The organism is Cupriavidus necator A5-1 (genome assembly GCF_000744095.1).
Lineage (GTDB): Bacteria > Pseudomonadota > Gammaproteobacteria > Burkholderiales > Burkholderiaceae > Cupriavidus > Cupriavidus necator_A.
Map to the genome: position 1 here is coordinate 2,979,476 of NZ_JQLI01000008.1, position 26,525 is coordinate 3,006,000.

Consider the following 26,525-nt stretch of genomic DNA (forward strand, 5'->3'; position numbering starts at 1 on the left):
TGTCCCGCGTTGAGTGACCGGACAGCGCCGCCTTCAGTTCGTCGCCTCGGCAGCCTTTGCCCGCTCCTCCGCCGCTTCGTGCCGGCGCGAGCCGAAGCGCCGCGCGTACTGCCATGTAAATTCCGCGCCCAGCAGGAATATCTGCGCGGAGTAGTACACCCACAGCAGCAGCACCACCAGCGACCCGGCTGCCCCATACCCGTTGGCCACACCGCTCTTGCCGATATACAGGCCGATCAGGAACTTCCCGAGCGTAAACAGCAGCGCCGTCACCCCTGCCCCCAGCCACACGTCGGGCCATCGCACTTTCACGCGGGGCATGATCTTGTAGATCATCGCGAACACCAGCGTGATCAGAACCAGGCTGACGATCATATCGAGCACGTGCCCGATCAGCTCCTCCAAGCCAAACAGCGGCCCCCACAGCCGGTTCAGTGCCGAGATGGCCGCGCTCAGCACCAGCGACACCACCAGCAGGAAGCCGATGCCGAGGATCATGCCGAAGGACAGCAACCTCGCGCGCAGCAGCGCCAGGATGCCGGAGGTCTTGCGGCGCTCCGGCACGCGCCAGATCCGGTCCAGCGCTGACTGCAGCTCCGCGAATACCGTGGTCGCGCCCACCAGCAGGACGAATACGCCAAGCACGGCGGTCAGCGTGCTGGCAGCCGGCTCGCTGACTGCCAGCAACATGGTCTCGATGGTCTTGGCCCCATCCGGCCCCAGCAGGCCCTGCAGCTGCGCCACCACCTCGCCGCGCGCGGCTTCGGCCCCGAACACCACGCCTGCCACCGAGATCACGATCAGCAGCAGCGGCGCGATGGAAAAGACGGTGTAGTAAGCCAGGGCCGCGCCCATGCTGGGCGCGTAGTCGTCGATCCAGGCACTGACCGTGTCCCGGAGCAGTTCGTAGAGGAGGCGAGGTGAGGACGCAATAGCGGACAGGGACGGCATCGCGCGGGGAAATGAGGACACTGAATGACCCGTTCTTGCAATTCTCGTTCCCGCCGGCTTGGCAACGCTGTCCTGGCGGGAGTGGCGGCGGGCAGACGCGGCGCCCTGCGCTTTTTTCCCACGCATCCGTGCCTGATGGATTGCATCCTTTACAACTGGCGCCTGCCACCGGATGGCCAATCTGCCATGGCAGCCGAGGCGAATGCTGCGGACGCTAATCAACAACACGCGCGCGTAACTAACCCGCCCCGGTGTCGATGGCAAGTCTCGTAAATCACCGTTGCAAAATCAAACAGAATGTCAGGGGCCTCGGCGCTAAAGTGGCTATTCCCTTGCCTGTAGGCACTCTAGGAGGTACACGAATGAAGCAACATCTGGCGAAATCCCTGTTGATGGCTGGCGCGATGATCGCGTCCTACCCGCTGTTCGCACAGCAGGCCCAGCCCCTTCAGCCGGCCCAGCCGATGCCCATGACTCAGCCGATGCAATCCACCCAGCCGGCGCCATCCGCCCAGACCACGCAAGCCATGCCGGCGGCAGCGCCGATGGCCCAGGGAACGGTACCCGCCGCGCGCGACCCCTATGCGCAACCTGCCGGCCAGGCAGCCGCGCCCGGCATGGCGCCCGCACCGGGCGCCCCGGCGCTGGCCGGCAGCCCTGATCCGTCGCTGGACCCCGCCAACCGGACCCTGCCTCCCGATGCGCTCGGGACCCGTGTGGGCCAGCGCAGCCCGTTCCTCGACGGCGCCTGAGCCTCTGACAGCTTTCCCGCGCGCTGCGCGTCCCTGAACGGCAGCGCGGCGCCGGTCCGCAGCGGGCGGATCGCGCGCCTGCCTCACCCTCTCCCGCGCATACCGGGTCAGACCTTCGCCTCGATCACGGACAAAGTACCCCCGGCATTGCGGTTCCTGACACCCGTAGCTAGCAGCGCCAGCGACGCCACCAACGCAGGCACCGCCAGCAATCCAAAGATTGTCGTAAAGCTCCACCCGAGCCCGACCAGCTGGGCGCCGAGCAGTGCCCCGCTGATGCCCCCGAAACGCCCCATGCCAAGCATCCACGACACGCCGGTGGCACGGCAATTGGTGGGGTAGAACGCCGCCGCCAGCGTTGGCATGGAGGACTGCGCACCGTTCATGCAGATGCCGGCGCCAAAGACCAGCACGCCCAGCAGCACCAGGCTGCCGGCACCATAGCCGACCGTGAAGATCAGCACGCCCGCCACGGCATAGGCAAGCGCCACCACGCGATAAGGACTGGACCGGTCCATCAGCCACCCCGTTGCCACGGTGCCAACGCAGCCACCCAGCGGGAACAGCGCCGTAATGATCGCCGCGCTCTGGATTGGCAGACCGGTGTCGGTGATCAGGGTCGGCAACCAGCTGGTCAGCAGGTAGAAGACCAGCAGGCCCATGAAATACGTGACCCACAGCATCACCGAGCTCAAGGCGAACCGGTGCGAGAGGATCTGCCCCAGCGGCGAACACTGCACGCTCTCGCCTTGCTCCCTGACGACAAAGGTCTCCGCGCCGGTCAGTCGTGCCGGCGCAATCCGCGCCAGCACCTGCGCAATGCGGGCGGCCGGCGCGTGATGCGTCACCATGAAGCGCACCGATTCGGGAAGCATCGCCACCAGGGCGATGGCGAGCAGCAACGGTGCAACGCCACCTACCACCAGCACAGACGTCCAGCCATACTCCGGGATCAGCCATGCCGCGACAAACCCGCCCGCGGATGCGCCCAGCGTAAAGCCGCAGAACATGGTGTTGACCGCCAGCCCGCGCCGCTTCGCCGGCGAGTACTCGGACATCAGCGTGACGGCATTTGGCATCGCTGCCCCAAGGCCGATGCCCGTCAGGAAACGCATCACCGTCAGCGCCTCGATCGACCCGGCGGTGGCCGACGCCAGGCTCCATCCGCCGAACCACAGGATCGAGACGACCAGCACGATCTTCCTGCCGATCCTGTCGGCAAGCGGCCCCGCCAGCAGTGCGCCGGCAGCGAGCCCGAACAGCGCGGCACTCATGACCGGGCCGAGCGCGGACTTGCTGACGCCCCATTGCTTGACCAGTGCCGGCGCGATAAACCCGATGGCGGCGGTGTCGAAGCCATCGGCCGCGAGGATCAGGAAGCAGAGGACCAAAATGATCCACTGGAAGCCGGAGAATTTATGCGAGTCGATGAAGTCCTGGACATCGATCTCGGTAGTGGTGGCGGCGTGCGCGCCGGGCGGCGACGGGGTCGCGCCAGCGGGGGATGAATAGCTCGTCATGAGCGTTGTCTCCGGTTCGGAGGCGTGCGGCAGGCAGTCGTCCGTGCCCCTCTGGTTTGGTCGTGATCGACAAGGCATTGCTGTCGACGCTTGATGGCCGGCGATGGATTGCCGGCGGAAACCAGTCTATCGAGTGGAACCGGGAAGGTTTTGTACGCGGCGAGGCCCACTTTTCTGCAGGTATCGCTCTTTAAGCGCTGCCGGTTTGCTCCCTCTCTTGCAAGCGGGAGAGGAAGCACCCAAGCGGGAAATGAAAAGAGCCGCGGCATAGACCGCGGCCCCAGACTACTTACAAAGCTTCCAATCGGCATGGCCAGCGTGCAGATCTGACACTACGCCGCGCTAACAAATAACCGCATCGCAGGCATCACCTGCGATGCCTGTTCAGGCCGATCCAGCGCACTCTCCAGATTCATGCGTGCCACGTTGACATGCTCCGTCGCGAGCGCCTGCGCGCGCGCGCCTTCGCCGCGCCGTATGGCGTCGAACAGGCTGTGATGCTGCCGGTGCGCATAGACCAGCCATTGCCCGCCCTCCTCCACCGCCGACTGCATCGGCAACATGGCGCTGGCCGCCGCGAATGGCAACCGGTTATTGAGTTCGATGGCCCGTGCCAGCGCACTGTTGCCGCTGCCCTCGACGATCAGCGCGTGAAAGCGATCGTTCATATTGCTGTACGCGACATAGTCGTCGTAGTCGAGCTGCGCCTTGGTCAGGACCCGGTCGCCTTCGCGCAGGCAGTCCTGCAGGTCCAGCGAGAGCTGCCGCGACAGCCCATGCTCGGCCACCAGCCGCGCGGCCATGCCCTCCAGGTGTCCGCGAACCGCGATCGCATCCTGGATCTCCCGCGGCGTGAAGCGGCGCATCATGTAGCCGCTGCTCGGCGACGGCTCGATCAGCCCTTCCTGCTCCAGCGCGGCGAGCGCAAGCCGGACCGGCGTGCGCGAGACGCCGAGCTTCTCGGCCAGCGGGATCTCGGCCAGGCGGGCGCCCGGTTCGAATTCACCCTTCAGGATCAGGTCGCGCAGTTGCACCAAAACCCGTGTCTGGTGGGATTCCATTACACCCTCGTCAAGTGGTGGCCACGGCCCGCCTGCATACGAGGTTGGCCGGGCTGCATACATATGCGTCATGGTACACCAGGCCAGCGTCGCCTTACGCCGGTATCAGGGTCTTCAGTGCGACGGATTCATCAGCCAGCGCATCGGGATCGGGGCGCACCCTGGCGGCAATCAGGCGCCGCGCCGCCATGTGGTCCTGCGGGCGATTGACCGAATCCGCGCCGACGACGATGCCGTGCTTCAGGTACACGGACGTAAAGCGTCCCGCCGCCATATCGCCGCGCATCACCGCCTCGTCATGGCCCGCCGAGAAACCGGCCATCTGAAGCTTGTAGCCATACTGGTCGGACCAGAACCACGGCACCGCCTCATAGGGCGCCGGGCGATCCGCAATCGTCGCGCCGGCCACCCTGGCCAGGTCGTTCGCGCTCTGGATCGACTCGATGCGGACGCAGCGGCCCGCGTCCCCCGCGCCTGCTTCGTGCGCCTGCGCTGGCATCCACGGGTTCGGATAAGACGCGCAATCGCCGGCGGCGACGATGGCGGGATCGCTGGTACGCGCGAACCGGTCGACCACGATGCCGTTGTCCACCGCCAGGCCACAGTCCTCGGCGAGCTCCACATTCGGCACGACGCCCAGGCCGGCGATCACCATATCCGCCGCAATGATCTCGCCGGTCTCGAGCTCCACCCCCGTGACCACCTCGTCGCCGAGCAGGCGCCGGATACGGGTCTCCAGGCGAAAGCGCACCCCTTGCTGCTGATGCGCTGCCTGCAGGAAGGTCGAGATCAGCGCCGGCACCGCGCGCTGCAGCAACCGCTCCTGCAACTCGACCACGGTCACATCGAGGCCGAGCGTGCGCAACGACGCGGCCACCTCCAGCCCGATAAAGCCGCCGCCCACTACCACGGCCTTACTGGCCTCCCGCGCACGCGCCTTGATGTCGCACGCATCCGCGAGGTCGCGCAGGTAGTAGACGTGGCGCAGTTCCGCTCCCTCGCACGGCAGGCGCCGGCAGCGCGCCCCAGTGGTCAGGGCCAGGTGGTCGTAGCGTAGCTGAGCGCCGTCGGACAATGACACCGTGCGCGCCTGGCGGTCGATGCGGCGTGCCGAGACCCCGGTCCGCAGCGTGATCCTCTCTTCCCTGAACCGTTCCGGCGACTGCAGCGGCAGGCTCGAGGCATCCACCGCGTCGCTCAGGAAGCCCTTGGACAGCGGCGGCCGCTGGTACGGCGCATGCGGCTCGTCGCCGATCATGGTGATGCTGCCCTGGAAGCCGTTGGCGCGCGCGGCCAGCGCCAGCTGGGTGCCCGCGTACGAGGCCCCGATAATGACGAGATCGGCCATGGTCTACCCCTGCTTTTCCGGGACGCGCACGACCAGGCCGTCGAGCGCGTCGGTCACGACGATCTGGCAGCTGAGCCGGCTGGCCGGCTGGCGTTCGGCCGCCACGCCCTCGAGCAGCTCGTCTTCCATTTCATCGGGCGCCGGCATGCGGTCGGCCCAGGACGCGTCGATATAGACATGGCAGGTCGCGCAGGAACAGCACCCGCCGCACTCCGCATCGATCCCGCGGACATTGTTGGCAATCGCGACTTCCATCAGCGTCTTGCCGCTGGCCGAAGCCACTTCCTTGCGGCTGCCGTCTTTCAGGACATAGGTAATCGTCGGCATGACATCCTCACTGCAGTTCCGTTAAAACGTGTCGAAGTACTCGCGCTGCTCCCAGTCGCTCACCTCAAGATTGAAGCGCGCGATCTCGGCCTGCTTGATATGGCAGAAGTAGTCGACAAAGCCACTGCCCATGCCTTCACGCAGGACATCGTCTTCTTTCAGGCAGGCCAGCGCCTCGTCGAGCGTCCTGGGCAGATGGGGTGCGGGGGTCTCGTACGGCGAATCGGCGGACGGTCCGGGATCCAGGCGTCGCTGGATGCCGTCCAGCCCCGAGATAGCCTGCGACGCGAGATAGAGATAGGGATTTGCCGCGGGTTCGCCGACACGGTTTTCGATGCGCGTGGCCGCATCGCCCGCGCCGCCCAGCACCCGCAGCATCGCGCCGCGGTTGTCGCGCGCCCAGATCGCGCGGTCGGGCGCCAGCGAATAGGCGCGGAAGCGCTTGTAACCATTGATGGTCGGCGTGGAGAACGCGGTCGCCGCGCAGGCGTGCTGCAGCAGGCCGGCCAGGTAATGACGCCCGGTCGCGGACAGGTCTTGCCCGGCCTCGTCCGGCATCATCGCATTCGCGCCGTTGTCCAGCCGCTTCAGCGACTGGTGCAGGTGCCACCCGCTCGACACCACGTTGCGGATCTTCGGGCGGCACATGAACGTCGCGTGGTAGCCATGCCGCTTGCACACCTGCTTGACGGCGCTGCGGAACAACACCATCGCGTCCGCGGTGGCAACCGGCGTCGCCGGCGCGAAGGTGAATTCGAACTGGCTGGGACCGAACTCGATTTCCAGCGACCGCACCGGCAGGCCGAGCTGCTGCACGTTCTTGCGGATCAGCTCGATCACTTCCTCGGTGGCGTCATAGCGCAGCTCGGTCAGGAACTGGTAGCCGTGCGACAACAACTCGACCTCGGGCGGCTCGCCCGGCTGGCCGGCATCGTCCGGCGTCATGTGTTCGCGCAGCAGGCGGAACACATGGAACTCGACTTCGAGTCCGGTGACGAGCTGGTATCCCGCTGCCGCGAGGCGCTCCTCCGCGTTGCGCAGGATGCGGCGGGTGGCAAAGGGAACCGCCCCGCCATCCTGGAAATACGGGTCGCACAGCAGCCAGCCGGTGCGCGGCGACCAGGGCAGCACGCGGAAGGTGGTGGGATCGGGCACCAGCGTGACGTCCGCCCCGCCCTGCATGCCAGGCATGTCGAAGCCGCCGCCCGAACTGAATACGGGGAACACCGTCCGGTGCGAAGTGTCCTTGGCGAACAGCGTGGTGGTCACGTTGACGCCGCCGCGCAACGCCTTGATCGCCTCCGACGCGACCAGCGTCTTGCCGCGCAGCACGCCATGTTGGTCCGGGAAGGAAAAGCGCACCACGTCGATGTCTCCCCCGGCGAGCTGACGCGCAACGTCGTCAGCGGCACGGGCATGGGTATCGGACCAGAGGCCGAATTGTTCTACAAGCGCCATATGGGTCCGGCTCGCCGCATCATGCAACGCGGTGGAGCCGCCTCGGTTAGTTAGTCGTGATCCTGGGTCTCGATGCGTACGCGTCAGCCGCGCGACGCCCATTCCGATTCGGCCCGGCGCTTGGCATCGGCCCCGACCCAGTAGTCGTCGGGCGACTGCTCCACGCTGACCCCGTCAATCGATGCCGGCCCGGTCAGCGTGCTGGCCTGCTGCGCATCCACCATCATCAGCGCCCGCTCGCCGCGCTGGTTTGCCTCGATTGCCGCGACCAGCTGCTTGCGGTAGGCGATGATGCCCTTGTCGGTGGTGCCCAGGTGCTCGCGGGTGCGGTCCTGGATCGCGCCCTGCGATTCCACCGCCCATTGGTCATGGACGTTGATGTCGTGGCCCATGCCCGTATAGGTCTGCGTGCGCTGCTCGTAGGGATTGAATCCATAGTGGTTGCGCTTGTTCAGCCGCGGCCGGTAGTCGGGCAGCTCGTACAGCGCCAGGCGCTGGTCGCGCATCTGCTGCTTGTCGACCGGCGCGGTGAAGCTGGTGAAGATGGCGTACCAGTAGCAACTGGTGTCGTCGACCGGCACATGCCATTGCGCGATCGTCATCTCCGCGCTCATCGGGATAATGAACGCCTGCGGAAACACGACGTTGGTCACGCGCACATGCTGCTGGCCGTCGCCGAGTTCGCGCAAGGCGGTCAGCCGCATGCCGTAGTCGGTCGGCGCGATGCGGATTTCCGGGCAGTCGAATTCACGCAGCACCTTCGTGATCGGCATGCCGGAATCGGCCGACGCGCCGCGAAACTGCTTGCCGTAGCTTTCCGCGACGTCTTCATCCTCGAAGAACCGGTGCAGGAAGGAAGCGTGCGCCGGATCGATGCCGACCTCCAGTGCCTGCAGCCAGTTGCACTCGAGCAAGCCCTTGAAGGCGAAGGTGTACTGGTCAGGGGCGATAAAGCAGTCAAAGGCCGGGAATGCCGGCGGCTCGCCTTCGCCGATAAAGGCAAACAGCACGCCGCTGCGCTCGACGATGGGATAGGCGTTCTGGCGGATGCGCTGGCACAGCTTGCTGCCGACGGGTTCCGCGGGCGTTTCCAGGCACGTGCCGGTACGGTCGAACAGCCAGCCGTGGAACGGGCAGCGCAGGCCGCCGTCCTCCAGCCGGCCGAAGCTCAGGTCCGCACCGCGATGGGGGCAATCACGATCCAGCATCGCGTACTGGCCATGCTCGTCGCGGAACACGACGAAGTCCTGGCCCATCAGGCGCACGGCGCGCACCGGGCGCTCACCTTCGAACTCGTCTGTCAGCGCAACGGGTTGCCAGTATTGCCGCAACAGCTTGCCGGCTGGGGTATCTGCGCCGACGCGGGTGATGAGTTCGTTCTGTTCCTTGGACATCATGATGGGGGCATCTCCTGCTGGGTGGTTCCTGGGTTGGTTTTTGCTGCATGCAGCATCGTTGTATGCAGCATAGTATTTTCTGCATACAACGAGGGCAAGGCCGATTTTGGCCACTGCTTGCAATCCCATACGGAACCTGTTCCGCACTCGTACCATGAATTCAACCCAATCTATTGTTTTTATTAAGCATTCTCGGATACTAGCGAGAGCAAATTTGGAGAGTTAGGTGTTTACCCGCGCAATCGGAACAGGGATCCTGCGATTGCTAGATCGTGCCGATTGGCTCACATATTTTCGTTTCTCTGGCAAACATGCATGCACTGATATAGCATTTGCATGCAGCGAAGATCAGATGATCCAGGAGCCTCACTTTTGCCCGCCACCAGCCCAATATCCGCCCGACCCCCACGCACCCATTGCCCGCTGGTCGGCATCGTCTGCGACCGGTTCTTCGTCGGGGATCACGACGTGCATGGCGTCAAGGAGAGCTACCGGCGCGCCCTCACCGAGGTCGCGCGCATCGCACCGGTTTTTATCCCGGCAAGCGAGGAAATCGAGGACTTCAATCCCTACCTCGCATCACTGTCCGGGCTGCTCCTTCCTGGCGGCGCGTCCAATGTCTCGCCCGGCCGTTACGGCGGGCGCGAGCCAGCCGACTTCCTGGTCGATCCCGCGCGCGATCATGTCGCGCTGCACTTGATTCGGCGTGCCGCCGATCTCGGCATCCCGATGCTGGCGATCTGCCGCGGCTTCCAGGAAATGAACGTGGCCTTCGGCGGCACGCTGCATGCCGATATTTATGCGGCCGGCCATTCGCCGGAGCACCGGGAAGACGCGTCGGAAGACCTGGTCGCACGCTATCGCTACAAGCACACGGTCGCGCTCGCGCGGGACGGCATATTCAGCGCCTGGATCGGTGACGCGAGCGCGCGCGTCAATTCGCTGCATACGCAAGGCATCGACACGCTGGGGAACAGCCTCGCGATCGAGGCGAGCACCGATGACGGCCTGGTCGAGGCGATCCGCGTCGAGGGCGCCGAGTTTGCGGTGGGCGTGCAATGGCACCCGGAAGTCACGGCCGATTCCGACGCGTTATCCCGGTCGCTGTTCACCCACTTCGGCGACGCGTGCCGGCGCTACGCACGGCACGACTGAGCGCCGCCTTGCCGGGACCTAGGCGGGTTCCGGATCGAACCCCTCGAATGAAGCGAACGCATCCACCGCGAGCCGAGGCTGTCGCACGCTCAACTCGGGGGCCGCGGCATCGGCATAGCCAAGCGACATGCCACACACGACCAGCTCACCGTCCGGAATCGCCAGGCACTCGCGCAGCACCTTGTGGAACCTGGCGATGGAAACCTGCGGGCAGGTTTCGAGCCCCCATGCCCGGGCCGCCAGCATGATGTTCTGCAGGAACATGCCGTAGTCGAGCCAGCTACCCTGCCCGAGCCGGCGGTCGATCGTGAAGATCATGCCCACCGCCGCATCGAAGAACTCGAAGTTGCGCGCGGTCTGCCTGGCACGTCCTGCGTCGTCGTCCTGCAGGATCCCCAGCGCACCGTAGAAGAGCTTTCCGAACTGCTTCTTGCGCGAGGCATATGGCTCCAGGCTGGCGTCGGGATAGTACTGGTACTCCTCGGCATGCTCGTCGGCCTGCTGCGCGTAGGCCAACTGGATGCGCGCCGACAGGGCGGCTTTGGCGCTTCCCGTCACGACGTAGACCTTCCATGGCTGGATATTGGCGCCGCTGGGCGCGTGGCTGGCGGTGCGCAGGATGTCGCGGACAACTTCCCGGGGCACGCGCCCGGGCACAAAACGACGGACGGCAACCCGCCCCTCGATCGCGTCGCGTACCGTCATCGCCTCACGGTCCTTCTTCAAACTTTCAAATCTCATGCCTGTCTCCAAAATCCGAGTCAGGATAGGCGGCACGCTATTGGCAAGTATTGCACCAGGCGAGCGAGGATTCTCCCGGAATAGCGTGCGATGCCATACATCCGACGTGCCGTTAAAAGCACTGCATGCACTACGGACAACTCCGTCCAGCAAAGCTGCCAGGCGCGGGACGCATCGCGCAGAAGAGCTGCGTAACTCTTTGTTTTCATTAACAACAGCGCGACCACCAACCTGCGAAGCCCGGATCAGTAGTTTTACTTGTATGCTACTTCTAATTCGCTGCATACAATACGTGCGGGTGCCATGAAAACGGGACAACACCGTCGCCCTTGCTCCGCACCCGGCATCATTGGAGGAACCCCGCCATGCTCCGCGTCGCCAACACCCCCTACCGCAGCCGTGTCGCGGCGTGCTGGGCCAACACGGACATCGAAGTCCTGGAACTCGGCCCGCTGTCCGAGATCGCACGCCCCATCGGCTCCGACCGGCTGACGCTTCGCGCAGCGTTGCGCGAGACCGGCGGCAGAATCGATGCGCGCCTGCAGCCACCCAGGCCGCTCGATAACGCTTACCGCGGCAGCGACCACCTCAGCCTGATCGCCAGCAACGGCGAGGCCTACGGCCATACCGACCACATCGAGCAGTTCCGCTGCGTGGTGGTTCACTTCCCGGACGAGTTGCTGCGCGAGGCGTGCGAAAGCGAACAGGCGCCGCCCACGCTTTCGACGCGGCTGATGTTCGAGCATCGTGCGATGTGGACCCTCGCGGACAAGCTCGCCATGGAATGCGTGACACCGGGAACGGGACGCCGGTTGTACTGCGAAAGCCTGATCGGGCTGCTGGCGGTCGAGATCGCGCGATGGCGCCAGTCACAGACGCGCGCGGCCAACAAGGGCGGCCTTGCGCCCTACCGGCTGCGCCGCGTCGTCGATTACATCGAATCGCATCTTGGGGCCGATATCGCCCTGCTCGAACTCGCGACCATGACCGAGCTGAGCCTGCCGCATTTCATGCGCGCCTTCCGCGCCTCGACCGGCGAGGCGCCGCTGCGCTTCATCATGCAGCGGCGCGTGAAGCGGGCGCAATCGCTGCTGCTCGAGACCGATGCACCGCTGATCAGGATTGCGCATGATTGCGGCTTCGCGGACCAGGCGCATATGACGACATGCTTCCGCCGGCTCGCGGGCACCACACCGGCCCGCTTCCGGCGCGATCATACGTAGGCGGCTTGAGCGGGATCGGCCTCTGCTTGCACGGCATTCAATTTCAGCTTGAAGCATCATCGCTTCCGCGGTCGCAGGCGGCGTGGCATCGTTGGTCGCTCCCACACTGAAGCCAGGACATCAAATGAAAGACTCCCGCCCCACCGACAACAAGGAAGCCCTGATCGCGCGTTGCCTGCCTTTTCTGGAAGAGGTCAGGGACATGACGCCGGGCCTCGAGGTCGAGCGCTGGCTGAACGAAAAGTACGGCACCGACAGCGATCTCTACCAGGATCTGGCGCGCATGATCACGGCTGGCGTCGCCGAAGGCTGGGCGGCGGACACCGAGATCGCGGGCCGCCGCTACCGTCGTGCGCGCCTGCTGGCACCGTGCGAACAGACCTGCTGGTTCAGCATCACGGCGGTCTACATGGACAGCACCGACAACGACCAGAACAATCCCGAAGGCAGTTTCCGCGGCGACTATCACAGCCATCCCTACGGCGAATTCAATATGGTGGTCGCGCTCAACGACGGCGCGGCGCTCGGCGGCCCGAGAGGATGGTGCTACGGCGGCTGGACCGCGCCGGCGCCGGGAAGCCATCACTATCCGGAGGCCAAGGGAGGCGCAGTGATTGCGCTGTTCTTCCTGCCCGCCGGGCGCATCGCGTACAACATCAAGGCCCCTGACGCTCGCTGAGATCCATGTCGGCAAGCTGGGCACGCAGCCATTGCAGCGCCGGCTCGTGCTCATTGCGGCCATGCCATATCAGCTGCACCGCCGCGACACGCGTCACGTACGGGGTGTCGCGCGTTATCCATCCGCCCTGCTGCGCAAACGCCCGGCCCAACGGGCCGGGCACCAGCGCGAGCATGTCGCTGTTGCGCAGCAAGGCCGGAATCGCCAGCGAATGCGCGACGGAGATCCGCATCCTGGGTCCAGCGGCGGCACCGGCGAACGCCTCGTCCAGCGACTGGCGGCTGAACATCTCGGACTGCCGCGCCAGGCCGCGTTCCATGATGAAGCCACCGACCGCACCCTCTTCCTGGCCGCCAGTCGATACCGTGACCAGCGGATACGCCCGCAGGTCCTCCCGCGTCACGGCGCGATGTGCGATCGGATGGTGCTCGCGCATCAGAAGGACATCGCCCTGTTCCCACAGGGTCGTCGCATGGAATCGATCCGGCACGTCGGCAAAGATGCCCACGGCAATATCGATCCTGCCGAGGTCGATCTGTTCAGCAAGATCCAGCCGCGTGGACGGACGGATGCGGAGGTTCACCTGCGGCGCCAGCGCGCTCAGGCGCTCGCTCAGCGGCCCCAGCAGCAACCACGTGATGTAGTCGTTGGCGGCAATGACGAACTCGCGCGTGGCGGCCAGCGGATCAAACGGCTCGTTGCCGAGCGCGGCCCGGATCTGCGCGAGCGCGCTGCGCAGCGGCGCGGCCATCGCCAGCGCGCGCGCCGTGGGCTCCATCCCTCTTGTCGTGCGCACGAACAGGTCATCGCCCAGCAGGTCGCGCAGGCGGCCCAGCGCGTGGCTGACGGCAGACTGGGTGACGTTAAGGCGCTTGCCGGCAAGGAGCAGGTTCCTGTCCTCGAAGATCGCGTCGAATACGCGCAACAGGTTGAGATCGACTCTGCCGAGGTTCATGGCGCCGCTCCAGCTCGCTACGGATTCTCGAGTGTATTGCGCTGGTGGCGGCGTCCCATTGTGCGCGGGGCGCGTGGATTTTCGCTGGCTATCGCCTCCTGAGGGTGGCTGTCAAAGCCGTGAGCCGGCACGCCGCGTGTGCCGGCCCGACTGCAAGGCGATAGTGATGTCGACAGCGACGGACGCGGCCGCCAGCGGTCGGGGTGCGATCGGGACGCTTATGGCCCTTCGCGGGCTCAGCCGTTCGCGTCCGCCGGCCGCGACTCACTACGCGCACCATCCGTGAATGTGTCGCGCGGACCATTCACACTGGCCCCGTCGGTGTACACGTCGAAGCGCTTTTCGGCCGCCGCCGCGCTGGCCGCGCCATCGGTGTACGGATCCACCGGCCGCGGCGCCGCCTTGGCCGACAGCGCAAAGGTGGCGCTGATCATCATCAGCAATGTCGGGAGCAAGGCATGCAGCAGGGCACGGCGGTAAGTGCCGGCATGCAGCCAACGCAGGTGCGGCCAGCGCGTTCTGGTCGCCCGCGCGGCGCGGCGGCCTGCGGTGTCAGGGAGGCGGGAGGGGTTGGATGAGGTCATGGGAGGACTCCGGTGCGTGAAGGAAAGCCGGCCTGGCCAGGCACCGGTGGAGTCTAGCGATCGCAGCCGACGCCGCCCTGACCCGACCCTGACAATTCCGTCAGGCAGGCGTCTGTTCGGGGGGCAGTCTTTCCCGCCACGCAAAACTGACAACACTGACAGGTTGGATTCGCACGCATCTTCTATATTTCTAGGATTCCGAGGATTGGACCCATGAAACTCCTGCTGGTCGAAGATGAGATCAAGACGGTCGACTACCTGCGCCGCGGCCTGTCTGAGAATGGCTACGTGGTCGACACGGCGCACAATGGCCTGGACGGCCTGCACCTGGCCTGTACCGAGCCGTATGACGCGATCGTGCTCGACGTCATGCTGCCGGCGCTCGATGGCGTCTCGCTGCTGAAGTCGCTGCGCCGCGAGCAGCAGACACCGGTGCTGATGCTGACCGCGCGCGACGACCTCGACGACCGCCTCAACGCCTTTGATGCCGGTGCCGACGACTACCTGTCCAAGCCCTTCTCCTTCCTGGAACTGCTGGCCCGCCTCAACGTGCTGACGCGCCGCGGCCGGCAGACCGAGCCTTCGCAGCTCACTGTCGGCGACCTGCGCATCGACCTGCTGTCACGGCGGGCCACACGGGGCACGCGCCGGCTGGACCTGAGCGCGCGCGAGTTTACGCTGCTGTCGGTGCTGGCGCGGCGGCAGGGGCAGATCGTGTCCAAGACCGCGATCACCGAACTGGTCTGGGACATCTCCTTCGACTGCAACACCAACGTGGTCGAGGTCGCCGTCAAGCGCCTGCGCGCCAAGCTGGACTGGCCCGGCGAGCCCAAGCTGCTGCACACCATCCGCGGCATGGGCTACGTGCTGGAGCCCCGCGACGGGCTGACCGCATGAACCGGCATCGCTCCATCGCAGCGCGCCTGGCCGCGATGTTCGGCCTGGCGGCGGCCTTTGTCTTCGCCATCACGGGCGTGGTGCTCTACCAGGTGCAGTGCGTGGAACTGGAGAAGCGCCAGCTCGAAGAGATCCACGCGCGCTTCGACCTCGCCGGCCCCAAGGCGGCAGGCCTGGGCACCACGGCGCAATGGGAGCGCTTTGCCGCCATGCTGCGCAGCATGACGCCGGCCGACCGCAGCGTGCGCTATTTTGTCGAGAGCACCGATCCGCGCTTCCGCTATGGCGAGCCGTTCCCGCGCGAGGCGGAAGCCACGCCACGCGCCCCGCACGTGTGGGCGGTGGAGTTCGGGGACAATCGTTTCCTGATGCTCAAGCGCCCCATCCCCGCACTGCAGGACCGGCCGGAGGTGGCGCTGGCGGTCGCGGTCGACCAGGCGCCCTTCTTCGAGACCAGCCGCACGCTGGGCATTGCGCTGGTGGTGTCCTCGGTGCTGGGCGTGATCGCGGTGAGCCTGCTCGGCTGGCGTATTGCCAAGTCGGGCCTTGCGCCGATCGAGCGCTTGTCGCGCCATGCCAGCGCGCTCGATCCCAAGCAACTCGAGCGACTGCCCGACGCCAACCTGCCGGGCGAACTGGGTGGCCTGGTGCATGCCTTCAACGGCGCGCTCGACAAGCTCGAACGTGCCTACCAGCAGCTTTCCGCCTTCAATGCCGACGTTGCGCATGAATTGCGGACACCGCTGGGCAATGTTATCGGCCAGACCCAGGTGGCGCTGTCGCGGCCACGCAGCACTGCCGAGCTGGAAGAGATCCTGCAGTCCAACCTGGAAGACCTGGAGCGGCTCAGCCGCATCGTGATCGACATGCTGTTCCTAGCCCAGTCCGACCGCGGCGCGCTGGCGCGCGACCTGGTCGAGGTCTCGGTCGCGCACGAAGTGCGGCGCAGCGCGGACTTCCTCGACCTGCTGTTCGAAGAGGCCGGCTCCACGCTGCACGTGACGGGCGATGCGCGGGTGCGCGTCAACGTTTCGCTGCTGCAGCGCGCACTGACCAACCTGATGAGCAACGCTTTGCAGCATGGAAGGCCCGGGCGGCCAGTGACGGTGGCGATCGCGCAGGCGGCAGGCACGCTGACCATCACCGTGCGCAACGAGTCGGACCGCCTGTCCGCGATCCAGACCAACCGCCTGTTCGACCGCTTCTACCGTGCCGACGCGGCGCGCAGCGACAGCCGGCAGAACCACGGGCTGGGGCTGGCCATCGTCAAGGCGATCGCCACCATGCACGGCGGCAGCGTGTTCGCGCAGGTGGAGCCGCACGCGATCCGGATCGGCATGACGCTGCCGGTCAGCCAGCCGGTACCCGAAGCGCCAAAGCCGGCGCGCCCGCTGGCGCGTCCCGCCGCAGCCTGAGGCGGGCCGATTGCAGGTTTGGCCGATTTGGCATATTTGTCATGTCTAGCAGGTCTGGCAGCGCCCGGCGGGGCGCCGCTTCGATTCTTGAATTCGTGCGGCGCATCGTATATTTTCGAGGGGCATTCCCGTGGTTGCCGCCGTGCCAGCCAGTGCCTGTCACGATGATCGGATTCACGGCAAGCCACACTCGATAACGCATGTCCGGAACCGAAGGGCCTGGCAACCCCGTCCGCGCGGTGCGCGCGTGACCCTGCGCGGTTGCTTGTCGCTGCGCCCTTGCTCCTGCCCATCAAAAAGGAGCTGCCATGGATGCAGTCAGGACATTGCTCGAAACCCAGCCGCTGCTTACGCTGTTCCTCACTGTGGCGCTGGGCTATGTCATCGGCGAGATCAATATCAAGGGCGTGTCGCTCGGGTCGGGCGCGGTGCTGTTCGTCGGGCTGGCCATCGGTGGGTTCGCGCCCAAGTCCGCGCCGCCTGCCCTGCTCGGCACGCTCGGGCTGCTGCTCTTTCTCTACGGCATCGGGATCCAGTACGGCGAGCAGTTCTTCAAGGGCCTGACCAGTCCTGACGGCCTCAAGGCCAACGCCGCCGCCGTGCTCGGCGTGGTCGGCTCGGGGCTGGTCGCGGTTGCACTGGTGCCACTAGTCGGCGTGAAGCTCGATGAATCGCTGGGCATGTTCGCCGGCGCGGGCACCAGCACGGCAAGCCTGCAGGCCGCAATCGCGGCGATGAAGAGCGACGGTGCCGCAGTAGGCTACAGCGTCGCTTACCCGGTCGGCGTGGCCGGGCCGATCCTGTTCCTGTATGCCCTCACCGCGCTGCTCAAGCCGAATATCCAGCGGCCGCCGCCAAAGCTGATCGAGACCGCCGAGATCGCGCTGACAAACCCGGCGTTTATCGGCGCGCGGCTGTCGGAGCTGGTGGCGCGCCTGCCGGACGGGGTGGCGATTGCCGCCGTGCGTCGCGCCCACCACAACCAGCCGCCCGCCGACGACCTGGTCCTGCAGGCCGACGACGTACTGCTCGCGACCGCCACCGACCCGGCCGTGCTGCGTGAAGCCACCTCGCTGTGCGGAGAGCTGCAGCCAGGCCGCATGACGAGCCATCGCGAAGACCTGGACTATATGCGCGTATTCGCCTCGAGCCGGCTCGTGGTTGGGCGCACGCTGCGCGACATCCAGTTTCCCGAGGGCATGGTCTGCTCGGTCGCCCATGTGCGGCGCGGCGATGCCGACCTGATGCCGAGCCAGGACCTCATCCTCGAATTCGGCGACCGCGTCGGCCTGCTGGTCAATCGCACCCACATGAAGTCGATCCGCGCGCTGTTCGGCGACTCCATCAAGGGCACCGCCGAGCTGAGCTTTATCTCGATCGGCATCGGCGCTGCCCTCGGGCTGCTGGTCGGGCTGATCCCGGTGCCGATTCCCGGCGTCGGCACGCTGGCGCTGGGGCTTGCCGCGCTGCTGCTGGTCGCCCTGGTGCTCGGCCGGGTGCGCCGTTTCGGGCCGTTCGTCTGGACCATGCCGCTGTCGGCCAACCTGGTGCTGCGCAACTTCGGGCTGACCATCTTCCTCGCACAGGTGGGCATTGCCTCCGGGCCGAAGTTCTTCGCCACCATCGGCATGACCGGCGTGTCCTTCCTGATCTACGGCGTCGTGATCCTGCTTGCCCTGTTGCTGATCACGGCGCTCGTCTGCCTGCTGGTCTTCAGGCTGCCGTTCGACCTGGCGGTGGGTGTGATCTGCGGCGCGACCGGCAATCCCGCCATCCTTGCCTTTGCCAACCGCGTCGCGCCCACCGACCGGCCCGACCTCGGCTACTCGATGATCTTCCCGTCGATGACCATCGTGAAAATCCTGTTCGTACAGGTCGCCGCCACGCTGGCTGGCGGATAGTGCGGCGCAACTTGGGCGAATCGCGGCATGCGATTCGCCGCGGAGACCCATCATGGAAATCGCCGTCTTCAGCGCAAAGTCCTATGATCGTCAGCATCTCGATGCCGCGAATGCGGCGGCAGGCCATCAGCTCAAGTACTTCGAGGTCCCCCTTGACAGTGAAACGGTGGGCCTCGCCGCGGGCCACGGGGCGGTGTGCATCTTCGTCAATGACCGCGCCGATGCGAGCGTGCTGGGAGCGCTCGCGCGCGGCGGCACGAAGCTGGTCGCGCTGCGCTGCACCGGGTTCAACAACGTCGACCTGAAGGCCGCCCAGGCGCTCGGGATCAAGGTCGTACGCGTGGTCGACTACTCGCCCAATTCGGTCGCCGAGCATGCGGTGGCCCTGCTGATGGCGATCAACCGCAAGATCCACCGGGCCTACAATCGCACACGGGATTTCAATTTCTCGCTCGAAGGCCTGATGGGCTTCGACCTGTGCGGCAAGACCGTGGCCGTGATCGGCACCGGCAAGATCGGCCGCGTGTTTGCGAAGATCATGGTCGGGTTCGGCTGCAACGTGATCGGCTACGACAAGTACCCGTCTCCGGAATTCGAGGCCCTTGGCGGCCGCTACGCGGACGAGGGGGAAATCGGCACGTGCGCGGACTGCATCTCGCTGCACTGCCCGCTCACGCCCGAGACCCATCACATCATCAACGCCGAAGCCCTATCGCGCGCCAAGCGCGGCGCCCTGCTGATCAACACCAGCCGCGGCGGGCTGATCGACACGGAAGCGGTCATCGACGCGCTCAGGAGCGGGCAACTCGGCGGGCTGGCGATCGACGTCTACGAGCAGGAGGCGGAGCTGTTCTTCCGCGACCTGTCCGGCACCATCGTCGACGACGCCGTGCTGCAGCAGCTCATCACGTTCCCGAACGTGATCGTGACCGGGCACCAGGCCTTCCTCACGCGCGAAGCCGTGACGACCATCTGCGAGACCACCTTGCGCAGCGTGACGGAGTTCGAGACCGGCAAGCCGCTGACGAACGAGGTCAGCGCCAGCTGAACCCGGCGGCCGTTGCCGGCCTCATGCCGCGCCGCGCAGCGGCCCGAATCGCTCGAGGTACAGCCCCGCCACCCAGTCCACGAACACGCGCACGCGCGGCGCCAGCTGCCGGTGGAACGGGTACAGCGCCGACACCGGCAGGTCCGGGCACGGCCACTGGGCCAACACCTGCACCAGCCGGCCAGCGCGCAGGTGCTCCTCCACGCGAAAGCGCGGCACCTGGACCAGGCCGCAGCCGGCCAGCGCCGCGCTGGTATAGCACTCGGCATCGCTGACCGAGATCCAGCCGCGGGCCTTGAACTGCTGCACCTCGCCATCGACGGTCAGCGTGAACGGATACCGGTCGTCACTGTTGCGCGAGAAAAAGCCCACGCCCACATGCCCAGCCAGCGCCGACGGATCCTGCGGCGTGCCGTGCGCGGCCAGGTAGTCGGGGCTGGCACACAGCACCTCTGGCATATCCGCCAGCCGCCTCGCCACCAGCGACGAATCGCGCGGACGCCCCGCGCGCACCACGCAGTCGATGCCCTCGCCGACCAGGTCGACCAGCCGGTCGCCGCTGCTGACGACCAGGTCAATATGGGGATAGCGGTCGCGGAACTCACCGATGCGCGGCAGGATGATCATGGTCGCGTGGGTGCCGTGCAGGTCCAGCCGCAGCGTGCCGCGCGGGTTGGCCACCTGCGTGCTGAGCGAGGTCTCGGCGTCTTCCAGGTCCTGCAGTACGCGCTTGCTGCGCTCGTAGAACGCCTGTCCGTCCAGCGTCGGGCGCACCTGGCGCGTGGTGCGCTCCAGCAGCCGCGCGCCCACGCGCGCCTCCAGTTCCTTGATGGCATGCGTGGCGGTGGCGCGCGGGATATCCAATGCACTGGCGGCGCCGGTGAAGGAGCCCAGTTCCACGATCCGGGTGAAGAGTTGCAGCGCGTCGAAGCGGTCCATAGGGGGGCGTTGGCGGTGAGGACGGAACGTCAGCCACGATTTGAAGCAGCTTCCGGGCCCGCGTCAAGCCATTCCTGACGGCGGCAACCAGTGGATCAAGGCTCGTCCGAGCCAATTGTTCCCGGCGCACGCTGCTGCGAGGCCGAAGCCTCAAGCATTGCTTTGGCCTGCTGCAAGTCAGCGGTATCGAATCCTTCGGTGAATGCGCCATGAATCCCGGCCAGCTTGCGCATCGCTGCGTCTGTCTTGCCTGGTCGTTGCCACAGCCGAGCCAGGCTGAGGGTCGCCCGCAGCTCCAGCCACCTGGAACTTTGCTGGCGAGCCACCGCGATCGCCTTGTGAAAACACGCTTCGACGTCTTCCTCGCTCACGGACGCCTGGCCCCGGACGCTCGCACACTGAAGCATCAGCTCCCCCTTGAGCCGATGCAATTCGGCTTCGTAATAGCGTTCTCCGGATCTGTCCGCCATGTCCATCGCTTCGTTGAGTACGCTGAGCCCTGTTTCGGCCTGCCCCACCTTTCCATAGGCTTCGGCCAACAGCGCCAGAAAGTGTGACCGGCCCCGCTCAGCCCCGGTGGCGTGATAGGCGGTCATGCCGCCACGTATCCGGGCGATGCCTTCCTCTGCGTTTTCCCGCTCGGCCAGCGCCCAGCCCTGAACGATGGTTGCCCACCCCAGCCAGAACGGGAAGCCCTGCTCTGTCGAGAGCGCGATGGCGGCCTCGGCGCACTCCTGCGCAAGTTGTGGGTCACGCCGGAACTGGTGAAGCTCGGCCATGAAGACCAGGGCATGCGCCAGGCTAAAGGGGTGAGACACCTTCCGGGCGAGCGTCAGCGACTCCTGCCCTTGCCTGAAAGCCTGGTCGGGGTAGCCCAGGTACCACAGGGCATGGGCCGAAATCGCGAGCGCACGGACTTCGGGGTGGACCCCGTGGAGGAGCGGATGCGCGTGCTGCGCTGCAGGGCTGTAGAGGGCGAGTGCCTGCCCCAGATGGGCATGGGCCGCGCTGAACTCGCCCATGAAAAACAACGTGGCGCCGAGCGAGATATGCGCCTCCCCGACCAGCTCCTGGTCTTGTCCGTCCTCGGCCAGGCTGAGCAGCCGCTTACCCAACTCATAGGCTTTCCCGTATTCCGCGCGCAAGGAAAAATAGGTACGCAGTCCCAGCTGCGCCGGAAAGAGCTGCGGTGTTTTCCCAACCTGCCCACACAGCGCCAGCGCGCGGCTATACGCAGCCTCAACCTCCGACGAGGCATAGCCCCTGGCAGCAATCAAGGCCCGACCGATGGCGAGCTGCAAAGTAAGTTCCTCGCGCGCGCGTTCGGGTGTGTCGGGCAGTCGCTTGAGCAACTCCAGGGCCGCACCGAGGTGGCGGATCGCTTCGCGATAGGCGGAATGATCGAGCGCCTGCTGTCCCGTCAAGCGAAGGTACTCCACAGCTTTCGGATGGTTGCCGCTAAGGCTGTAGTGGCGCGCCAGCTCGCCGCAATAATCCTTCAACCGATTGTGGAAGAGTGCCTCGATGGCCTGTGCTATGCGTTCATGCAGCACGCTGCGCTGCTCCGTGAGTTGAGAGTTGCCGGCAACTTCCTGGGTGAGGGCATGCTTGAACGTATATTCCATATCGGGGAATGCGGGCCGCTCGTAAATGAACTCGCCAGCCTCCAGGCGGGCCAGCAAATGGCGCAACTGGTCATCAGACTGGGCGACGACCCGCTGGATCAGGCTCAGGGGAAACTCCTTGCCAATCACGGCAAGTGTCTGCAACAAGTCCTTCTCGGCCCGGGGCAGCCGGTCTATGCGGGCAGCGAGTACGCCTTGCACCGTGGTCGGGATATGCAGTGTTGTGGGGATCTTGTCGATGCGGTAATGTCCGGGTTCGCCGAGCAGCGCCTTCTCCTCGGACAGGGTCTGCACCACCTCTTCCATGAAAAAAGGGTTGCCCTCGGTCTTCTCCAGGATGAGGGTCTTGAGGGGCACAAGCGTGGGATCATCCCCAAGCAAGGCACCGAGCAGTCCCTGGGATTCGGACTGGCCCAACGGATCCAGCCGAAGCTGGGTGTAGTAGCTCTTGTGACCCCAGCCATGCTGGTATTCAGGCCTGTAGTTCAGCAGGAGCAGAATCCTGGCGCTTGGCAGGCGGTCGATGAGGACATCAAGGAACGCCTCGGTTTCGCTGTCCAGCCATTGCAAGTCCTCGAACAAGAGCTCGAGCGGCTGATTCAGGCTTTCGCGCACAAGCAGCCGCGCGATCGCCTCGAGCGTGCGTTGGCGACGGATTTGAGGGTCCATGTTCGGTAATGCTGAACTGGACTCGCTGATGCCTAACAAATGAAGCAGGTAAGGCAAGAGGTCTTCCAGACTGCGCTCGAGCATCAGGACCCTGCCGGCGACCTTTTCGCGGCTGCTGCGCTCATCATCCTGGGCGTTGATCAGGAAATAGCTCTTGACGAGCTCAATCAGCGGCAGATAGGCAAAGGACTTGCCGTGTGAGACCGAGAAGGTCTCCAGCACCAGGCAGCCTCGCTGCGAGACGCCCTTGAACTCGTGGAAAAGCCGGGACTTTCCCACTCCCGCCTCGCCGACCACCCCGACGATTTGCCCGTGCCCCGCCTTGGCCCGATCCAATGCCCCGTGCAATTGCTCCAGCTCGGCCTGGCGCCCGACAAACCGTGCCAAACCGCGATGCTGCGCCACTTGCAGGCGCGTACGCAACGAGCCGAGGCGCAGCACCTCATACACGGCGAGCGGCTCGGGGATGCCTTTTACCTGAGTGGCCCCCAGGGCTTTGAAGTCGAAATAACCCTCGGTCAGCTTGCGTGTCGACTCACTCACGAGAATGGACGAAGGCGTGGCGACGCTTTCCATCCGGGCGGCAATATGAATCGTGTGCCCCACCGGATCGTAGTCGGTGCGCAGGTCGTCCTTGCGAATCGAGCGCACCACCACCTCTCCGGTGTGGATCCCTACCCGAATCTGGAGCGGTATGCCTTGCTCGAGACGGATCCGGTCGCTGTGGCGGCGCATGGCTTCCTGCATACGCAGCGCCGCGTACAGGGCTCGCTGAGGATGATCTTCGTGGGCAATGGGAGCACCGAACATAGCGAGGATGCCATCACCCAGCGACTTGGCCACGTAGCCCTCGTAGTAATGCACGGCCTCCATCATCAGGGCCACGACGGGATCGATCAGGCGGCGGGCTTCTTCCGGGTCCAGATCGTGGATCAATGCCGTGGAGCCGGCCATGTCGGCGAACAGGGCCGTAATGGTCTTGCGTTCGCCCGCCGTCTCTTCCCTGGCTTCCATTGCCGCCTGCTCGGCCAGGATGCGCTCGGCCAGGTGGCGCGGGGTGTAGTGGATCGGGGCGGGCGGAGCGCTTTGCGTGCGCCTCCTCGACGCTTCAAGCGAGTCGCTCAGGAAGGCGCCGCATTCGCTGCAAAACCTGGCAGCGGCGCTCGACTGGTGGCCACAGTTCGGGCAGAGCTGGACAAGCCTGGTCCCGCAGTCCTCGCAGAACTTGGCTCCCGCGGGGTTCTCCGCTCCGCAGTTTGTGCAGCGCATAGAGCACCTATCTCCTCAGCCCTCTCCTGAACGATTAGACGCCTTCCCTACCCCGGTATCAAGTTGGGTCCGCGGGCCGGGGCTCCCACACCCGCTCCCGCTCCGGCACTTCGATCGCCACCGTCCTGCGCCAGCGCACCGTTGCCAGCAGCGACGCGGCGACGATCAACCCGCCACCGGTCCACGAAGCTGCGGAGATCCTCTCCCCGAGCCACAGGCTCGCGAACAAGGCACCAAACGCCGGCTCGCTGCCCATCAGCAATGCCACGCGCGTCGGGCTGCTGCGCTTGATGGCGTAGTTCTGCGCGAAAAATGCGAACAACGTGCAGGCGAGCACCAGCCAGACGACGTAGCCCCAGAACGCGTAATTGCCGCCAAGCGACGGCACGGGTTGCCACTGCGCGGGCATCAAGACCAGCGCCACCGCCGCGCTACCGAAGGTCACCACGCCCGATTGCACTGCTGTCACAGTCAGGGCTGGCATCGACGCGCGCCGCATGACGCGCTTGGTCACGCACACCATGAAGGCCCGCAATGCCGCGGCGGCGAGGATCAGTCCGTCGCCCGGATTGAGCACCAACTCGGCATCACCCGCCAGCAGCCATGCCCCCAGCAGCGAGAGCGCCACCGCCGCCCATTCGGGACGGCTCGGCCGGCGCCTAAGCAGCAGCCATTCGACCAGTGGTGTCAGCACCACGCACAGGCTGATCAGGAAGGCCGCGTTGGCGGCGTGCGTGAGCAGCACGCCAAAGGTCTCGCACAGGAAGATGCCGAGCAGTAGCACGCCGGTGCCGAGCACGCCGCAAAGCGTGGTGCCGTCGGCATGGCGCAGCCTGGCCAGCGTGGGCGACAGCACCAGCAGGGTGATGCCGAAGCGCAGCGCCAGCAGGCCCAGCACGGGGTAGAACACGAGCGCGCTCTTGACGACGCCGTAGCTGCTGCCCCAGACCACGGCGACCCCGAGCAACATCAGGTCGGACAGCAAGGACAGGCGTTTTTGGGCAAGCATGACGGACGTCGGTGAGATGGGTACTGCATTGTCCAGTTTTGCATTGACAGTGATAATCGGGTCGAAATGCAAAGCCTTTATGTCGTCAATGCATCAATCCGACGCGCCGACGCGTTGCCCCCATGAATCCATCCGAACTCTTCGCCTTGCTGCCCGATATGGCCGTATTCGCCCGTGTCGTCGACGCGGGCAACTTCTCTGTCGCGGCGCGCCAGCTTGGCAGCACCCCGTCCACGGTCAGCCGCCAGATCAAGCGGCTGGAGGAGGCCCTGGCAACGCGCTTGCTGGAACGCTCGACCCGCAAGGTGCGGGTGACGGAATCGGGCGCGCAGGTGTACCAGTACTGCCGCGACGTGGTGAGCGCCGCGTCGGGGGCAATCGACGCGGCCGGTCACCTGGTCGGGCGGCCGCAGGGACGAGTCAGGGTCAGCGCACCGACGGCGTTCGCGAAGACAGTGATCCATCCGCTGGTGCCGGGCTTCCTGCGCGCCTACCCGGAGATCGACCTCCAGCTGCTGTTCACGGACCACGAAGTCGACCCCCTCGAAGACGATCTCGACCTCGTGATCCGTCTAACCGAGCGCCCGCCGCCCGGCCTTGCCGGCCGGCGGTTGCGGGCGGTGCGCTGGGTACTGTGCGCGTCGCCGGCGTATCTGCGCGTGCGCGGCACGCCGGCGCACCCGCGCGACCTGGCGCGGCACGATTGCCTGTACCTTGGCGAAACCGCGGACGACAACCGCTGGCGGTTCTGCCGTGATACCGAAACGCTCACCGTGGAGGTAAAAGGACGTTACATCGCCAACCACGCGGGCGCGCGGCTCGAAGCGGCGCAGCAGGATCTCGGCATCGCCAGCCTGCCGGAATTCGCGGCGGCGAGCGCGCTGCAGGGCGGCGGACTGGTGCGCGTGCTGGCCGGATGGGAGCTGCACGCGCGCTCCTATGTGGGCGCGGTGTGGCTGCTATATCCGCCGAACCGCTTCCTGCCGCCCAAGGTCAGGGCGTTGATCGACTACCTGGCCGAGCATATCCGCGACCAGGACTCCGACGCCGGCTGACAGGGCCAGGAACGCCAGGCTGACTGCCCGCAGCCCATGGTACATCCAAGATTTCGATTTTTGGTTCTTTCGCATGAACCAAGGCGAGCGCATGATGCTTTCACCAAAGAGATCCATAAGGAGATCGAAGATGAAACTCAAGCGCATCCTTTTGCCGTTACTGGCCGCGACCGGAATGGCCGCTGCGGGCGTCGCCGCCGCGCACGGATCTGGAGAAACGGTCAAACCGAACTTCCAACACACGATCCCCAACATCCCGGGCAAATCGCTTGTAGCCGTGGAAGTGCTTTATCCCCCTGGCAGCGCCTCGTTGCCGCACCGCCATGCCAGGTCGGCGTTCATTTACGCCTATGTCGTTTCGGGCAGCATCGTCAGCAAAGTCAATGACGGGCCGGAACGCACCTACAAGGCGGGCCAAAGCTTCTACGAGGAGCCAGGGTCAAGTCACCCGGTCAGTCGCAACGCGAGCAAAACGCAACCAGCCAAGCTGCTGGCCGTTTTCGTCGTCGATTCTGACGATAAAGAACTTACCACCAACGACAAGTAG

At 65.7% G+C, this 26,525-nt stretch carries 23 protein-coding genes; 10 read left to right on the forward strand and 13 right to left on the reverse strand.

The window, feature by feature from the left end; genetic code table 11:
- Positions 1 to 33: 33 nt before the first annotated feature.
- Positions 34 to 951: a YihY/virulence factor BrkB family protein gene (locus K307_RS37670; RefSeq protein ID WP_042886177.1), complete on the reverse strand. Its 918-nt coding sequence runs from the start codon at positions 949 to 951 to the stop codon at positions 34 to 36.
- A 362-nt stretch (positions 952 to 1,313) separates the two neighbouring features.
- Between K307_RS37670 and K307_RS37675 the strand changes: the two genes are divergently transcribed.
- On the forward strand, positions 1,314 to 1,703 hold the full coding sequence (locus K307_RS37675) for a hypothetical protein (protein WP_042886178.1): 390 nt from the start codon (positions 1,314 to 1,316) through the stop codon (positions 1,701 to 1,703).
- Positions 1,704 to 1,810: 107 nt separating this feature from the next.
- Here K307_RS37675 and K307_RS37680 read toward each other — a convergent pair whose 3' ends face one another.
- From K307_RS37680 to K307_RS37705, 6 genes are all read right to left on the reverse strand, one after another.
- Positions 1,811 to 3,223: an MFS transporter gene (locus K307_RS37680; protein ID WP_080745366.1), complete on the reverse strand. Its 1,413-nt coding sequence runs from the start codon at positions 3,221 to 3,223 to the stop codon at positions 1,811 to 1,813.
- Between the two features lie 332 nt (positions 3,224 to 3,555).
- Positions 3,556 to 4,284: a GntR family transcriptional regulator gene (locus K307_RS37685; protein WP_042886179.1), complete on the reverse strand. Its 729-nt coding sequence runs from the start codon at positions 4,282 to 4,284 to the stop codon at positions 3,556 to 3,558.
- Positions 4,285 to 4,378: 94 nt separating this feature from the next.
- Complete coding sequence (locus tag K307_RS37690; RefSeq protein WP_042886180.1) at positions 4,379 to 5,632, reverse strand: NAD(P)/FAD-dependent oxidoreductase; 1,254 nt, start codon at positions 5,630 to 5,632, stop codon at positions 4,379 to 4,381.
- A 3-nt stretch (positions 5,633 to 5,635) separates the two neighbouring features.
- A complete protein-coding gene (locus K307_RS37695; RefSeq protein ID WP_042886181.1) occupies positions 5,636 to 5,959 on the reverse strand; it encodes a 2Fe-2S iron-sulfur cluster-binding protein in 324 nt (107 codons plus the stop codon).
- A 21-nt stretch (positions 5,960 to 5,980) separates the two neighbouring features.
- Positions 5,981 to 7,417 carry a glutamine synthetase family protein gene (locus tag K307_RS37700; protein ID WP_042886182.1) on the reverse strand — a complete coding sequence of 479 codons (1,437 nt, stop codon included), beginning with the start codon at positions 7,415 to 7,417 and terminating at the stop codon, positions 5,981 to 5,983.
- A gap of 83 nt (positions 7,418 to 7,500) precedes the next feature.
- Positions 7,501 to 8,814: an aromatic ring-hydroxylating dioxygenase subunit alpha gene (locus tag K307_RS37705; RefSeq protein WP_042886183.1), complete on the reverse strand. Its 1,314-nt coding sequence runs from the start codon at positions 8,812 to 8,814 to the stop codon at positions 7,501 to 7,503.
- A gap of 372 nt (positions 8,815 to 9,186) precedes the next feature.
- Here K307_RS37705 and K307_RS37710 point away from each other — a divergent pair, with 372 nt between their 5' ends.
- Entirely contained in the window at positions 9,187 to 9,969 is a 783-nt protein-coding gene (locus K307_RS37710) for a gamma-glutamyl-gamma-aminobutyrate hydrolase family protein (RefSeq protein WP_230626324.1), read from the forward strand.
- Positions 9,970 to 9,987: 18 nt separating this feature from the next.
- Here K307_RS37710 and K307_RS37715 read toward each other — a convergent pair whose 3' ends face one another.
- Complete coding sequence (locus K307_RS37715; protein WP_155301340.1) at positions 9,988 to 10,710, reverse strand: nitroreductase; 723 nt, start codon at positions 10,708 to 10,710, stop codon at positions 9,988 to 9,990.
- Between the two features lie 365 nt (positions 10,711 to 11,075).
- Here K307_RS37715 and K307_RS44690 point away from each other — a divergent pair, with 365 nt between their 5' ends.
- Together K307_RS44690 and K307_RS37725 are read left to right on the forward strand one after the other, a co-directional pair.
- The gene (locus K307_RS44690; RefSeq protein ID WP_051975359.1) at positions 11,076 to 11,933 is read left to right on the forward strand and encodes a helix-turn-helix domain-containing protein; all 858 of its coding nucleotides are present in this window, start codon (positions 11,076 to 11,078) and stop codon (positions 11,931 to 11,933) included.
- Positions 11,934 to 12,057: 124 nt separating this feature from the next.
- A complete protein-coding gene (locus K307_RS37725; RefSeq protein ID WP_042886184.1) occupies positions 12,058 to 12,612 on the forward strand; it encodes a DUF4863 family protein in 555 nt (184 codons plus the stop codon).
- Here K307_RS37725 and K307_RS37730 read toward each other — a convergent pair.
- Together K307_RS37730 and K307_RS50110 are read right to left on the reverse strand one after the other, a co-directional pair.
- Positions 12,590 to 13,567 carry a LysR substrate-binding domain-containing protein gene (locus K307_RS37730; RefSeq protein WP_042886185.1) on the reverse strand — a complete coding sequence of 326 codons (978 nt, stop codon included), beginning with the start codon at positions 13,565 to 13,567 and terminating at the stop codon, positions 12,590 to 12,592. The genes K307_RS37725 and K307_RS37730 overlap by 23 nt on opposite strands.
- A 236-nt stretch (positions 13,568 to 13,803) precedes the next feature.
- Positions 13,804 to 14,151 (reverse strand): hypothetical protein, encoded by a 348-nt coding sequence (locus K307_RS50110; protein ID WP_230626326.1) that lies wholly within the window; start codon positions 14,149 to 14,151, stop codon positions 13,804 to 13,806.
- A gap of 213 nt (positions 14,152 to 14,364) precedes the next feature.
- Between K307_RS50110 and K307_RS37740 the strand changes: the two genes are divergently transcribed.
- From K307_RS37740 to K307_RS37755, 4 genes are all read left to right on the forward strand, one after another.
- Positions 14,365 to 15,048, forward strand: a complete 684-nt coding sequence (locus tag K307_RS37740) for a heavy metal response regulator transcription factor (protein ID WP_022535606.1) — start codon at positions 14,365 to 14,367, stop codon at positions 15,046 to 15,048.
- Positions 15,045 to 16,463, forward strand: coding sequence for a heavy metal sensor histidine kinase (locus K307_RS37745; RefSeq protein WP_042886186.1), 1,419 nt, complete (start codon positions 15,045 to 15,047; stop codon positions 16,461 to 16,463). Before K307_RS37740 ends, K307_RS37745 begins: the two co-directional genes overlap by 4 nt.
- 308 nt (positions 16,464 to 16,771) lie before the next feature.
- Positions 16,772 to 18,364 carry an aspartate:alanine exchanger family transporter gene (locus K307_RS37750; RefSeq protein WP_042886188.1) on the forward strand — a complete coding sequence of 531 codons (1,593 nt, stop codon included), beginning with the start codon at positions 16,772 to 16,774 and terminating at the stop codon, positions 18,362 to 18,364.
- Positions 18,365 to 18,416: 52 nt separating this feature from the next.
- Complete coding sequence (locus K307_RS37755; protein WP_042886189.1) at positions 18,417 to 19,412, forward strand: 2-hydroxyacid dehydrogenase; 996 nt, start codon at positions 18,417 to 18,419, stop codon at positions 19,410 to 19,412.
- A gap of 21 nt (positions 19,413 to 19,433) precedes the next feature.
- Here the strand turns inward: K307_RS37755 and K307_RS37760 are convergent, their stop codons facing one another.
- From K307_RS37760 to K307_RS37770, 3 genes are all read right to left on the reverse strand, one after another.
- A complete protein-coding gene (locus tag K307_RS37760; RefSeq protein WP_042886190.1) occupies positions 19,434 to 20,351 on the reverse strand; it encodes a LysR family transcriptional regulator in 918 nt (305 codons plus the stop codon).
- Between the two features lie 95 nt (positions 20,352 to 20,446).
- Entirely contained in the window at positions 20,447 to 23,914 is a 3,468-nt protein-coding gene (locus tag K307_RS37765; protein ID WP_042886191.1) for an adenylate/guanylate cyclase domain-containing protein, read from the reverse strand.
- A gap of 58 nt (positions 23,915 to 23,972) precedes the next feature.
- Positions 23,973 to 24,923: a DMT family transporter gene (locus K307_RS37770; protein ID WP_051975360.1), complete on the reverse strand. Its 951-nt coding sequence runs from the start codon at positions 24,921 to 24,923 to the stop codon at positions 23,973 to 23,975.
- A gap of 122 nt (positions 24,924 to 25,045) precedes the next feature.
- Here K307_RS37770 and K307_RS37775 point away from each other — a divergent pair, with 122 nt between their 5' ends.
- On the forward strand, positions 25,046 to 25,978 hold the full coding sequence (locus K307_RS37775) for a LysR family transcriptional regulator (RefSeq protein WP_042886193.1): 933 nt from the start codon (positions 25,046 to 25,048) through the stop codon (positions 25,976 to 25,978).
- 130 nt (positions 25,979 to 26,108) lie between these two features.
- A complete protein-coding gene (locus K307_RS37780; RefSeq protein ID WP_042886194.1) occupies positions 26,109 to 26,525 on the forward strand; it encodes a cupin domain-containing protein in 417 nt (138 codons plus the stop codon).